Genomic DNA, 13,772 nt, shown 5'->3' with positions numbered 1-13,772 from the left:
CCGGAATCAGGTGGCGTACGGGCGGACGCGGTGCCGGGCGGGTATGCGGTCGAGCCGCGACCGGGGCGGGAACCACCCGCCCCACGGGCCCCGGGGGCCCCGCCGGCCGAGCCGCCGGAGCGGCCCCGGAAAGCGACGGACCGTCAGGTCCGAAGGCGCGGGTGACCAGTGAGGCCCGCGATCCTGAAGCATGCGTTCGAAGGGCGACCGCCGTCCCGCCGCCGTGCCGGAACCCCCCGCCGCGGCCGACGGGCGGGGCGGAGCGCCCGCGGCCTCGGCGCATCCGGGACGGCGGCGGGCGGGGGGCGATCCCCGGCCATTTCCGGCGGAGTACGGGACCGCGGCCGGACGGGACCGCGGCCGGACGGGACCGGACGGATCCGGTCGCGCGCGGTCGCGCACCGCCCCGGGCCGGGCACCCCAGGCGCCATGGCCGGAAGCCGCGGGCGTCGCTAGCCTTCCGGGGGTGATGCGCGGGTGCACAGCGTGGTGCGGCCGCTCCTATCCGTAATCCCCTGCGAAGGTGGAACACGTGAAGGCTATCCGTCGATTCACCGTGCGCCCCGTCCTCCCGGAATCCCTGCTGCCGCTCACCGACCTGGCGCGCAATCTGCGCTGGTCATGGCATGCCGAAACCCGTGAACTCTTCCAATCCGTCGACCCCGAGGGCTGGCAGGCCGCCGGCGGCGATCCCGTCCGGCTGCTCGGCGCCGTCTCGGCGGCCCGGCTCGCGGAACTGTCCGCCGACCGCCGGTTCCTGCGGCGGCTCGCCGTTGCCGCCGCCGACCTCGATGACTACGTGAACGGCGGGAGGTGGTACCAGAGCCAGGAGAACGGCGCGGAACTGCCTGCCGCCATCGCCTATTTCTCGCCCGAATTCGGGATCACCGCCGCCCTGCCCCAGTACTCCGGCGGCCTCGGCATCCTCGCCGGGGACCACCTGAAGGCCGCCAGCGACCTCGGCGTCCCGCTCATCGGAGTGGGCCTGCTCTACCGCCACGGCTACTTCCGCCAGTCGCTCTCCCGCGACGGCTGGCAGCAGGAGCACTATCCCGTCCTCGACCCCAACGAACTCCCGCTCGGCCTGCTCCGCCAGGACGACGGCACCCCCGCCCGCGTGTCGCTGACCCTGCCCGGCGGACGCACCCTGCACGCCCACATCTGGCAGGCCCGCGTCGGCCGGGTGCCGCTGCTGCTCCTGGACTCCGACGTCGAGGACAACGACGCCCCGGCCCGCGAGGTGACCGACCGGCTCTACGGCGGCGGCAGCGACCACCGGCTGCTCCAGGAGATGCTGCTGGGCATCGGCGGAGTGCGCGCGGTGCGCACGTACTGCCGGATCACCGGGCACCCCGATCCGGAGGTCTTCCACACCAACGAGGGCCACGCCGGATTCCTCGGGCTCGAACGCATAAGGGAACTGGAGCGGGAGCAGGGCCTCGGCTTCGAGGCGGCCGTCGAGGCGGTGCGCGCCGGAACGGTGTTCACCACGCACACCCCCGTCCCGGCCGGGATCGACCGCTTCGAGCGGGCCCTGGTCGCCAGGCACTTCGGGGAGGGCGGCGAACTGGCCGGCGTACCCGTCGAGCGGATCCTGGAACTGGGCGCCGAGACCTACCCCGGCGGCGACCCCGGGGTGTTCAACATGGCCGTGATGGGCCTGCGCCTGGCCCAGCGGGCCAATGGGGTGTCCACCCTGCACGGCGCCGTGAGCCGGGAGATGTTCGCCGGGCTGTGGCCCGGCTTCGACCCGGCCGACGTGCCCATCACCTCCGTCACCAACGGGGTGCACGCCCCGACCTGGGTGGCCCCCGAGGTGATCCGGCTCGGCGCCCGCCAGATCGGCGCGGGCCGTGCCGAGGACGCCCTGTCGGTCGGCGGCTCCCCCCGCTGGGACGCGGTCGCCGACATCCCGGACCAGGACGTGTGGGACCTGCGCCGGGTGCTGCGCGAGCAGCTGGTGCAGGAGGTACGGGACCGGCTGCGGGCCTCGTGGCGCCAGCGCGGCGCCGCGGCGGCCGAACTGGGCTGGGTGGATTCCGTACTCGACCCCGACGTGCTGACCATCGGCTTCGCCCGGCGCGTGCCCTCGTACAAGCGGCTGACACTGATGCTGCGCGACCCGGAGCGGCTGCGCAGGCTGCTGCTGGACCCGGAGCGGCCGGTGCAGATCGTCGTCGCAGGCAAGGCGCACCCGGCCGACGACGGCGGGAAGCGGCTCGTCCAGGAGCTGGTGCGGTTCGCGGACGACCCGCGGGTGCGGCACCGGATCGTCTTCCTGCCCGACTACGGCATGGCCATGGCGCAGAAGCTCTACCCGGGCTGCGACGTCTGGCTGAACAATCCGCTGCGGCCCCTGGAGGCCTGCGGCACGAGCGGGATGAAGGCCGCGCTGAACGGCTGCCTCAACCTCTCCGTGCTGGACGGCTGGTGGGACGAGTGGTTCGAGCCGGACTTCGGCTGGGCCATCCCGACCGCCGACGGGCTCGGCGCGGACGAGGACCGGCGCGACCACCTGGAGGCGAGCGCCCTCTACGAGCTGATCGAGAACCGGGTCGCGCCCCGCTTCTACGACCGGGCCGGACGCACCGGGCTCCCGGTGCGGTGGATCGAGATGGTCCGGCGCACGCTGGTCTCGCTGGGGCCGAAGGTGCTCGCCGGACGGATGGTCCGGGAGTACGTGGAGCGGCTGTACACGCCGGCCGCGCTCGCCCACCGGGCCCTGGACGCCGAGGCGGCGCGTGACCTGGCCTGGTGGAAGGGGCGGGTCCGGGCGGCCTGGCCGCGGATCTCCGTCGAGCACGTGGAGACGCTGGCCGAGGCTCCGGTCAACGGCACCGCCGAGCTGGGCGCCACCCTCACGCTGCGCGTGCAGGTGGCGCTGGACGCGCTCGCGCCCGAGGACGTGGAGGTGCAGGCCTTCGCCGGCCGGGTGGACCCGCAGGACGTGATCCGGGACGGTCGGAGCTTCCCGCTCAAGCCGGCCGCGGGCCCCGATCTGGAGGGCCGCTGGCTGTACGAGGGCCCGCTCGCGCTCGACCGTACGGGGCCCTTCGGCTACACGGTGCGCATCCTGCCCGCGCACCCGCTGCTGGCGACCCCGGCCGAATTGGGCCTGGTCGCGGCCCCGGTGGAGACGGACGCGGGGGGCGGCGTACTCCTGCGCTGACCGTGTGGGGCAGGGCGGCGCCACCGCGGGTGCGCGCCGCCCGGCCTCATGGGTGAACCACGCTCGCGCAGGGTCCGCCGAAACGTTTCGGCAGAGTGTCCCGCTCCTACGCTGCCCGAGGATGCCACCGGACCGGTATCCCGGAACCCGAGGAACGGACACCCCCATGCGTCTTCGCCCGACCGCCGCCGTGATCGTCGGCGCTCTCGCGCTCGCCCTGCCCACCGCCGCGCCGTCGCTCGCCGACGACCACGGCGAACGCGCCCTCGGCACGCTGCACTACCAGTACCTCGACGCGAGCGGAGCCACGCGCAACGCGCAGATCCGGCCCGCCGACAACGACACCTGCTACCTGCTGACGCGCACCTCCCGCGACGAGCCGGCCATCGAGGTGCGCAACGAGACGGAGTCGCTGGCGGTCCTCTTCGACAACCGCAGCTGCGAGGGCGAGGCGGAGGCGGTGCTGAAGCCGGGGGGCCGGGCTAAGCGGGTGGAGGTCGTCTCGGTCTACTTCAAGCCGGCGGACCGCGAGGACACGGGCCGCGGGGACAACGGCGGCAACGGCGGCAATGGCGGCAACGGCACCTGGCCGGGCCGCGGCGACCAGGGCCGCGACGACGAGACGGGCCAGACCCCGGCCGACGAGACCCCGGCCGACGAGACCCCGGCAGACGAGCTTCCGGCCGAGGAGGACGAGGGCGGCAACGGCGGCAACGGCACCTGGCCGGGTCGCGGCGACCAGGGCCGCGACGACGAGAGCGACCAGATCGACGAGATCGACCCGAGCGACCAGATCGACCAGAGCGACCAGAACCGCGACGACGAGGAGGAGGAAGAGGAGGGCTTCGTCGCCCGCATCCTGCGCGCCCTGCGCTGATCCCGCCCGCGGACGCCGCCGGCCCCCGCGGGACGGAGTTCCCCGCCGAGGGGGCCCATGGAACAGGGCCGCCCGGGGAGGATTCCTCCCGGGCGGCCCCGTGTCTATCTGCTCAGCTGTCGTTCACGCTGCCCCGGTGGGGTCAGAAGGTGAGCTTCCAGCTGTTGATGTAGCCGGTGTCCAGGCTGGCGGCGTCCCGGACGCGGAGCTTCCAGGTGCCGTTCGCGACCTCGGAGGAGGCGTTCACGGTGAACTGCTGGACGATGTTGTCCGCGCTGCCGCCGGTGCGGTTGCGCAGGTTGTAGACGCTGCCGTCGGGGGCGACCAGGTCGACGACCAGGTCACCGACGTAGGTGTGGACGATGTTCACGTCCACCTTGAGGGCGCTCGGGGCGTTGCCCGTGCGCGCCACGTTGATCGGGGACTCGACGGTCGCGTTGTCCGCGATCTGGTAGTCCGTGGTGTTCTCGAAGACGTTCGGCTGCGTGGTGCCGACCGTCCAGGTGAACGCCGCGGTGCCGGTCTGGTTCTGCGAGTCGGTCACCGTGACGGTCACGTTGGACGTGCCCGCGGTGGTGGCGGTGCCCGAGATCAGGCCGTTGGAGGAGTTGATCGACAGCCCGGCCGGCAGGCCGGTCGCCGCGTAGCTCAGCGCACCCGGGTTCGTGCTGGTGGCCTGGACCTGCAGGCTGACGGCACTGCCCGTGACGGTGTTCTGGTTGGCGATCGGGGTGACCGAGACGCCGTTGGAGATGCGGGAGCCGACGGCTATGCCCGCCCACGCGTTGGCGACGTTGTTGTAGATCGTCGAGCCCTGGCCGTAGAGGTCCGCGGCGGCCTTCAGGGTCTGGACGCGGGCGTCGGCGTAGTTGGTGTTCGACTTGAAGTAGCCCACCGTCAGCGCGCGGAACCAGATCTTCGAGGCGGCGTCACGGCCGATCGCGGTGACGGGCAGGCCGTCCGCGGTCGGCGAGTTGTAGCTCACGCCGTTGATGACCTTGGCGCCCGAGCCCTCGGAGGCCAGGTAGTACCAGTGGTTGGCCGGGCCCGAGGAGTAGTGGACGTCGATGCCGCCGAGGCCCGAGTACCAGCTGTCCTTGGACGAGCCGTCCTTGCTCGGCTTGTCCATGTAGCGCAGCGGGGTGCCGTCGCCGTTGATGTCGATCTTCTCGCCGACCAGGTAGTCGCCGACGTCCTGCGGGTTGTTGGCGTAGAACTCGACGGCCGCGGCCATGATGTCCGAGGTCGCCTCGTTCAGACCGCCGGGCTCACCGCTGTAGGTCATGTTGCCGGTGACCGAGGTCAGGCCGTGGGTCATCTCGTGCGCGGCCACGTCGGTGGAGGTGAGCGGCTTGTTGTTGCCCTCACCGTCGCCGTAGGTCATGCAGAAGCAGGAGTCGCTCCAGAACGCGTTGACGTAGGCGTTGCCGTAGTGGACCCGGGTGTACGGGGCCACGCCGTCGTTGCGCAGGCCGTTGCGGCCGTGCACGTTCTTGTAGTAGTCCCACGTGACGGCGGCGCCGTAGTGCGCGTCCGCGGCGGCGGTCTCCAGGTTGGCGGCGGTGCCGTTGCCCCAGACGTCGTCCGGGCCGGAGAACAGGGTGCCGGTGCCGGAGCCGGAGCCGCGGTTGAGGTTGTAGGTCTTGTGGTTGCCGCGCGCGGCGTCGGTCAGGTTCCAGGTGCTGCCCGACTGGGTGGTCCCGAGGGTGACCTGGCCGCTGTACATCGTGTTGCCGGTGCCGGTCTCGATGGCCTGCCACTCGGTGATCTTGGCGCCGGTCTTGGCGTTGGTCACCACGTGGAGCTCGTTCGGCGTGCCGTCGTGCTGGAGGCCGCCGACGACGGTCTCGAACGCGAGGACCGGCGCGCCCTCGGCCGCCCAGATCACCTTGCGGGCGTTCTTGGAGGGCTTGGCCTCCTTGGAGCCCTCGGCGTTGGCGGCGGAGACCGCCTGGCTCTCGGCGGCCGCCGGGGTCACGGTGGCGCTGGTGTCCGCCACCTTGATCTCGTGGTTGGTCGCCTTGGTCACGCTCTTGGTGACGCCGCCCTTGGCGTGGACGGTGAGGTCACCACCGAGGACGGGGAGTCCGTCGTAGGTGCGCTCGTAGGTCGTGTGCGTGGTGCCGTCGGCGTCCTGGACCACGTCGCGGACGACGAGCTTCTCGCCACTGCCGAGGCCGAGCGCCTTGGCGGCCTGGACGGTGGTCGAGTTGGCTTCGGCCAGGAGCGTCGCACGCTCCGAGGCGCTGAGTGCGCGGTTGGCCGCGCCCGGGTTGGACTGGGCGGCCTTGGGTGCCTGCGACGCGGTGGCGTCGGCGGTCGCGGTGCCGGTCTGGATACCTACGGCGAGCAGGGCTGCCGCGGCAACGAGCGCGCCGGCTGCGGTGGCACGCCTCTGGGGGGTGGACCTCAACGCAGACTCCTTCTGCAAGGGGGGTTCCGGATGGCTGGGTGGGCCTCCGGGCAGAACAGGGCTGGTGCGATGAACGGTCGAAGATTGCCACTCGCAGCGACAGATGTCAGGGGCGCGTCAAAAGGTTGGCCGGAAACGGTTCGTTGTTCGAAGATGCGTCTCCGGTATCCGGACCATTCACCTTCGTGTGCGTCCCTGGACCGCCCTACATACGGAACGTCTGGTACCGGTTGCTAACACTTGCGCAACAAGAGGCTGCGTTGACCCAAACGGCATTTACCGTACGGGTGTTTGTCGTACTGTTTCCCGGTGCGGCAGATGTTCGGTGCCAGGGGAAGCCATGGACACCTGCCACTGTCATAGACCACGTGCCAGGGGGGCCCATGAGGCATGTCCATTTTCCTGCGCAAAGAGTGGCCAGAGCGGCCCGGGAGTCCCTTGCGCCCGCACGGCGCCTCGGAGACAAGGCCCGTTGGTACCGCCCTGCCGCAGTCGCCGCCGATTTCCTCGGCGCCGCGATCCCTGTAGGACTCGTCTTCGACGCCGCGCAGCAGGTCCGGCCGGTCTACTGCGCCCTGGCCGCCGCCGTGGCGTGGACCGGGGTGCAGGCGCTGCGCCGGCGCTACGCGTCCCGGGCGCTGGGGGAGTCCCGCGGTGTACTGCCGGTCGTACATGACTGGCTGATTCTCATCGGCGTGCTGGCCGTGGCGCGCGTGGTGACCGAAGAGGCCACCCCCCGGCTGTCCGCCCTCGGGGCCCTGCTGCCCGCTCTGCTCATCACCGTCGCCGTCCACAAGCTGACCTACCGCCACCTCTCGGCCGCCCGCCGCGAGGCCCAGGCCGTGAGCCGCGTCCTGGTCGTCGGCGAGCCCGACGCGGCCGAGGACGTCATCGCGCACCTCGCCGCCCGCACCGACCACCCGTACGTCGTCGTCGGCGTGGTCCCGGTCGGCAAGGGGGCCCTCTCCAGCGGGGTGCCCGTGGCGGCGCGGCTCGACGGATGGACCCCCGAGGCCCCGAACGGCGACTCCGCGGCCGTGCTCGGCGCCGTCGCCAGCCACCACGCCGACCTGGTGCTCGTCGCCCCCGGCGTACGGATCACGGGGGAGCGGCTGCGCCGGATCGCCTGGGCCCTGCACGACGCGGGGCTGGAACTCGCGGTCTTCCCCGGCCTGGTGGAGGTCTCCGTCAAGCGACTGGAGACCCTGTCCGCGGGCGGGCTCGCCGTACTGCGGGTGGTACCGCCCGTCGGCCGCGGGGTGCAGACCATGCTCAAGTCGGCCCTGGACCGGGTGGGAGCCGCGGCCGGACTGCTGGCGCTCTCCCCGCTCTTCCTGGGGATCGTGCTGGCCATACGGTTCGGCTCGCGCGGCCCGGCCTTCTACCGGCAGCGGCGGATCGGCCGCGACGGGGCCCCGTTCGTCATGTGGAAGTTCCGCACGATGGTCGTGGACGCCGACGCCCTCAAGGCCGAGCTGTCCGGGTCCAACGAGAACGACGGCCTGATGTTCAAGATGCGCCGCGACCCCCGGGTCACCCGGGTGGGCAGACTGCTGCGCCGCACCTCGCTGGACGAGCTCCCGCAGCTCATCAACGTACTCATCGGCAACATGTCGCTGGTCGGCCCGCGCCCCCCGCTGCCGGAGGAGGTGGCCAAGTACGGCGAGGTCGAGCTGCGCCGGCTCACCGTGCGGCCCGGGATGACGGGGCTGTGGCAGATCAGCGGACGGTCCGACCTGTCCTGGGACGAGACCATCCAGCTCGACCTCCAGTACGTCGACAACTGGTCCTTCACCAGCGATGTCGACGTCATGGGCCGCACGCTCCGCGCCGTCGTCGACGGTCGCGGAGCGTACTGAGGAACCTGGGCCGCCTGTGCGATCAGCTCTGCTCGCGCCACCACCGGTAGGTGGCGGCGATACCGTCCCGCAGCGGGACGGCCGGCTTCCAGCCGAGCGAGGTCAGGCGGCTCACGTCCAGCAGCTTGCGCGGGGTCCCGTCCGGCTTGGAGGTGTCCCAGGCGAGGCGGCCGCGGAAGCCGGTCACCTCGGCGACGGTCTCGGCCAGCTCCTTGATGGTCAGGTCCTCGCCGCAGCCGATGTTGACGGGCTCGTCGCCGTCGTAGCTGCTGAGCAGCACGGCGCAGGCCGCGGCCAGGTCGTCCACGTGCAGGAACTCCCGGCGCGGGGTGCCCGAGCCCCACAGCGTGACCTCGTCACGGCCCTCGGCGGCGGCCTCGTGGAAGCGCCGGACCAGGGCCGGCAGGACGTGCGAGGTCTCCAGGTCGAAGTTGTCGCCCGGGCCGTAGAGATTCGTCGGCATGGCCGAGATGTACGAGGCCCCGTACTGCTTGCGGTACGACTGGACCTGGACGATGCCGGCGATCTTCGCGAGGGCGTAGGCCTCGTTGGTCGGTTCCAGCGGGCCGGTCAGCAGCGCGTCCTCGCGGATGGGCTGCGGGGCCAGCTTCGGGTAGATGCAGGACGATCCGAGGAACAGCAGCCGGCCCACGCCGGCGGCGTGCGCGCCGCCGATCACGCTGAGCTGGATCTGCAGGTTCTCCTCCAGGAACTGCACCGGGTACGTGCTGTTGGCCATGATCCCGCCGACCTTGGCGGCGGCCAGCACCACGGCGTCCGGGCGGACGTCCTTCAGGTACGCCGCGGTCGCGGCGGCATCGCGCAGGTCGAGGTCGGCCCGGCCCCGGGTGAGCACCTCGTGGCCGTCGGCGGTGAGCCGGCGGGCGACCGCGGACCCCACGAGGCCGCGGTGGCCCGCGACGAAGACGCGGGCGTGCGGGGGCAGGAGCGGCAGCGAACTTGTCATACCGCCGATGATGCCAGTCCGCTCCCGCGGGGGTCGCAGGGGTCCGCCGCGGCGGGCTCCGGCCCGCGGACAGCAGCCCGCCCCGACGGACCGCCCGGGCCCGGACGCCGCTCCCGCCCCGGCCCGCCGACCGGCCGGGAGCCGGTCCCCGGCCCGGTCCGGAACGGCTCCGGGCAGGCGCCCGGAACCGGGCCCGGCCCGGCCCGCGTCCGCTCCGGACAGGGGCGTCCGCCCCGCCGGGGCGACCCGGAAGCGGCCGTGTACGGTAACGCAATCCGGCCCCCGGGCCGCGGCAGGGCCGTTCGGTGCGACGCCCGAAGGCCCGCTCCGCACCCACCCCCAGGCACCGCCTCACCCCGAGGCACCGCCTCACCACGACCGACAGCAACCACCTTCAAGGGGACCCCATGGGCAAGACCGCACTGATCACCGGAGTCACCGGACAGGACGGCTCGTACCTCGCCGAGCTCCTGCTCTCCAAGGGCTACACGGTGCACGGGCTCGTGCGGCGGTCCTCCAGCTTCAACACGGAGCGGGTCGACCACATCTACCAGGACCCGCAGACCGCCAACCGGTCCTTCGTCCTGCACCACGCCGACCTCTCCGACGGCGTCGCGCTCGTGAACCTGCTCCGTGACATACGCCCCGACGAGGTCTACAACCTCGGTGCCCAGTCCCACGTGCGCGTCTCCTTCGACGCCCCGCTCTACACGGGCGACGTGACCGGCCTCGGCGCGCTGCGGCTGCTGGAGGCCATCCGGGCCAGCGGTGTCGACACCCGCATCTACCAGGCCTCGTCCTCCGAGATGTTCGGCGCCACCCCGCCCCCGCAGAACGAGGCCACCCCGTTCCACCCGCGCAGCCCGTACGGCGCCGCGAAGGTGTTCGCGTACTGGACCACGGTGAATTACCGCGAGGCGTACGACATGTTCGCCGTCAACGGGATCCTCTTCAACCACGAGTCCCCGCGCCGCGGTGAGACCTTCGTGACCCGCAAGATCACCCGCGCGGTGGCCCGCATCAAGGCCGGTCTCCAGGACCACCTCTACCTCGGCAACCTCGACGCGGTGCGCGACTGGGGCTACGCCCCCGAGTACGTGGACGCCATGTGGCGGATGCTCCAGCAGGACGAGCCCACCGACTACGTCGTCGCCACGGGGGTGGCCGCGACCGTCCGCGAGTTCGTCGAGTCCTCCTTCTCGCACGCCGGCCTCGACTGGACCGAGCACGTGCGCTACGACGCCAAGTACGAGCGCCCGAGTGAGGTCGACGCCCTGATCGGCGACGCTTCCAAGGCCCATGACCTGCTTGGCTGGAAGCCGACGGTCCTGGTGGCGGAGCTGGCGCAGATCATGGTGGACGCCGATATCCGGCAGGTCGAGGACCAACTGGCGGGCGTGACGGTCCGGATCGATCGCTGAGGCCTTATATTTCCCCTACGGTTTGCCGTGTTCCGGCCATACATCGCAGCTCTGCGTGGGTATGGCCGGGGTAAACCTGCCGTATGTCCCTTGTGCACCCTCATGTTGAACCTGTTGATTCCAACTTGGTATGCAATGGGTCAAGAGAGGTGACCGGGCCTTCACATGAGCCCTAGTCTGCGCCAGTACATATGGCTGTTCGGATAGTTCCAGCCATCAAACCGGGCGATTGCCCTGGGGGGCTCATGCGTAGATCCAGAGGGCTGACTGCTGCCCTCGTCCTGTCACTGGCCGGTGCGGGTACCGGCATAGGCCTGGTGTTGATGCCTCAGGCGTCCGCCATCACGCCGCCTGTGGCATTCACCGCCGACGAGCTGCCCACCTGGCAGCCCAACGGCATCGTCTGGGCCATGGCCCAGGCCAACGGCACCGTCTTCGCCGGCGGTACCTTCTCGGCCGTCCGCCCGCCCGAGGGCGCGGCCGGAGCCGAGCAGGACGCCGTGAACTTCGTCGCGCTCGACGCCGCGACCGGCAACCCCACCTCCTGCAAGCTGGCCTTCACCATCGGCGACGGCACCGCGACGGTGCGTACGCTGGTCGTCTCGAAGGACAAGAAGACCCTCTACGCGGGTGGCTCCTTCGGCGCGGTCAACGGGACCCCGGTCTCCAGCCTCGCGGCCATCGACATCGCGAGCTGCACCCCCAAGGCATCGTTCCACCCGAGCTTCCCCGCCACCGTGCGCGCGCTCGCCGTCACCGACGACACCCTGTACGCGGGTGGCGACTTCAACACCGTCGAGGGCCAGACCCGCGAGCGGTTCGCCGCCGTGGACGCCTCCTCCGGTGCGCTCAAGCCCTTCGTCGCCAACGTCGACGAGCCGGGCCGCGCGGTCGAGGTCACCCCCGACGGCAAGAACGTCCTCCTCGGCGGAGACTTCTTCACCGTCAACAACTCCAACAGCCACGCCCTGGCCGTGGTCAACGCCACGACGGGTGCGGTCACCAAGACGTACAGCAACATCCCGTCGAACTCGGTCGTCAAGGACATCTCCACCGACGACACCGGCTTCTACACCGGCCACGAGGGCTCCGGCGGCGGCGTCTTCGACGGCCGCATCGGCCTGCGCCTGAGCGACTTCACCGAGAAGTGGCGCGACCGCTGCCTCGGCGCCACCCAGTTCGTCCTGCCGTACGAGGGCGTGCTGTACAGCTCCTCGCACGCGCACGACTGCTCCACCGAGCTGGAGTTCCCCGACGGCAAGCGGAACTTCCTGCTGGCCCAGCCGACCAACCACGAAGGCGCCGCCCCCGCGCCCGTGGACGGGTTCGTGCGCGGCCCCGGCAAGCTCGGCTGGCACCCCACGGCCAACGACGGACTCGGCGAGGGCATCGGCCCGCGCGTCATGTCCGTGGCCGAGAAGAACAACGTCAAGTACATGTGGGTCGGCGGTGAGTTCACCCTCATCAACGGCAAGGCCCAGCAGGGTCTGACCCGCTTCGCCTCCACCGGCGACGTCGGCGCCCCGACCACCCCGGTGGCCAGCGCCTCCAGCGTCAAGCCCGGCGAGGTCCAGGTCCGCTGGCGCACCAGCTACGACGCGGACGACAGCAAGCTGACGTACCGCATCTACCGCAACGGCTCGGCCACCCCGGCCGCCACGGTCACCGCCGGCTCGCTGGAGTGGGAGCGCCCCCAGGCCTCCTGGAACGACACCACGGTCAAGGCCGGCCAGAGCTACACCTACCGGGTGACCGCCACCGACGACGCCGGCAACACCAGCGCCCTGTCGGCCGTCGCCTCGGTGACCGTCCCGACCTCGGTCCAGTCCTACCCGAACCAGGTCCGCGCTGACGGCGCCGACCTGTACTGGCGCTACGACGACGCGGTCAGCCCCTACGTCGCCGACTCCTCGGTGTCCGGCAACCGCAGCGGCATCCAGCTCAACGCCCCCGCCCTGAAGCAGTCGCCCGGCGCCGTCTCCGGCAGCACGGCGATGGGCTTCAACGGGACCAGCCAGCAGGTGTACAGCGACCGCCGTCAGACGGTCGGCAACTTCACCGTCGAGACCTGGTTCAAGACGAACACCACGCGCGGCGGGAAGCTGATCGGCTTCGGCAACAACAACGCCCGCAACAGCGGCACCTACGACCGCCAGATCTACATGACCAACACCGGTCGCCTGGTCTTCGGTGTCCACAACGGCTCGGCGCGGACCGTCTCCACGGGCCTGTTCGAGACCTACAACGACAACAAGTGGCACCACGTGGTCGGCACCCAGGGCCCCGGCGGCATCACGCTGTACGTCGACGGCCAGAACAAGGGCTCGCTGAACGCCACCAGCACCGTCAACTACGCGGGCTACTGGCACGTCGGCGGCGACAACCTCTCCGGTTGGCCGACCCGCCCGACGAGCAACTTCTTCGCCGGCCAGCTCGACGAGACGGCCGTCTACCCGTCGGCGCTCACCCAGGCCCAGGTCAAGAGCCACTTCGACCTGGCCAAGGCCCCCACCGACACGGTCTCCGCGGTCAAGACGACCGAGGACACCTACATCAACCAGGGCGCCCCGAGCACCGCCTACGGCACGTCCACCTCGCTCGCGGTGCGCGGCAGCGGCTCGCTGTACGAGTCGTACCTGCGCTTCAACCTGCCGGCCGCCCCGGCCGGCCAGGTCCTGAAGTCCGCCTCGCTGCAGATCAAGACCACCACGCAGACGGGCGCCGGCACCCCCGACACCGTCAAGGTGGTCCCGATCACGGGCAACTGGACCGGCACGGGCACGACCTTCAACACCAAGCCCACCCTCGGCACCACCCCGCTCGGCACCATCGCGGGCGTGCCGGACGGCTCCGCGGTCCACAACGTGGAGCTGGACACCGCCACGGTCTCCGCGGCGCTGGGCACCAGCTACGGCCTGGGCCTGACGAGCACGGGCACCGACCCGCTGTGGATCTGGTCCTCCGAGGCCACGGCGGCGGAGGGCACTCCGCAGCTGGTCCTCACCTTCGGCGCGAAGTAAGCGACGAAGACCGGAACAACCGCCTTACGGCGTGCGGGGCCCGGCT

The 13,772-nt window shown here is 71.4% G+C and carries 7 protein-coding genes; 5 read left to right on the top strand and 2 right to left on the bottom strand.

The annotated features are described in order from the left end of the window. Positions 1-532 precede the first annotated feature (532 nt). Together glgP and B6R96_RS11400 are read left to right on the top strand one after the other, a co-directional pair. The gene (glgP, locus tag B6R96_RS11405) at positions 533-3,169 is read left to right on the top strand and encodes an alpha-glucan family phosphorylase (protein ID WP_053705324.1); all 2,637 of its coding nucleotides are present in this window, start codon (positions 533-535) and stop codon (positions 3,167-3,169) included. Positions 3,170-3,335: 166 nt separating this feature from the next. Then, positions 3,336-4,046: a hypothetical protein gene (locus tag B6R96_RS11400; protein ID WP_081522403.1), complete on the top strand. Its 711-nt coding sequence runs from the start codon at positions 3,336-3,338 to the stop codon at positions 4,044-4,046. 142 nt (positions 4,047-4,188) lie between these two features. On the opposite strand, the gene B6R96_RS11395 is transcribed toward B6R96_RS11400, so the two are convergent. Beyond that, positions 4,189-6,459 (bottom strand): M4 family metallopeptidase, encoded by a 2,271-nt coding sequence (locus B6R96_RS11395; RefSeq protein ID WP_081522402.1) that lies wholly within the window; start codon positions 6,457-6,459, stop codon positions 4,189-4,191. 383 nt (positions 6,460-6,842) lie between these two features. Between B6R96_RS11395 and B6R96_RS11390 the strand changes: the two genes are divergently transcribed. Next, positions 6,843-8,318: a sugar transferase gene (locus B6R96_RS11390; protein ID WP_081522401.1), complete on the top strand. Its 1,476-nt coding sequence runs from the start codon at positions 6,843-6,845 to the stop codon at positions 8,316-8,318. Positions 8,319-8,340: 22 nt separating this feature from the next. On the opposite strand, the gene B6R96_RS11385 is transcribed toward B6R96_RS11390, so the two are convergent. Beyond that, positions 8,341-9,285, bottom strand: a complete 945-nt coding sequence (locus B6R96_RS11385) for a GDP-L-fucose synthase family protein (protein WP_030386880.1) — start codon at positions 9,283-9,285, stop codon at positions 8,341-8,343. Positions 9,286-9,692: 407 nt separating this feature from the next. Between B6R96_RS11385 and gmd the strand changes: the two genes are divergently transcribed. Both gmd and B6R96_RS11375 read left to right on the top strand, forming a co-directional pair. Then, the gene (gene gmd / locus B6R96_RS11380; RefSeq protein ID WP_030386879.1) at positions 9,693-10,706 is read left to right on the top strand and encodes a GDP-mannose 4,6-dehydratase; all 1,014 of its coding nucleotides are present in this window, start codon (positions 9,693-9,695) and stop codon (positions 10,704-10,706) included. Positions 10,707-10,951: 245 nt separating this feature from the next. Next, on the top strand, positions 10,952-13,726 hold the full coding sequence (locus B6R96_RS11375) for a DNRLRE domain-containing protein (RefSeq protein ID WP_203351615.1): 2,775 nt from the start codon (positions 10,952-10,954) through the stop codon (positions 13,724-13,726). Positions 13,727-13,772 lie beyond the last annotated feature (46 nt).

Source organism: Streptomyces sp. Sge12 (assembly GCF_002080455.1).
In the GTDB taxonomy this organism is placed as follows: Bacteria; Actinomycetota; Actinomycetes; order Streptomycetales; family Streptomycetaceae; genus Streptomyces.
This window is presented reverse-complemented; position numbering and strand designations above follow the sequence as displayed.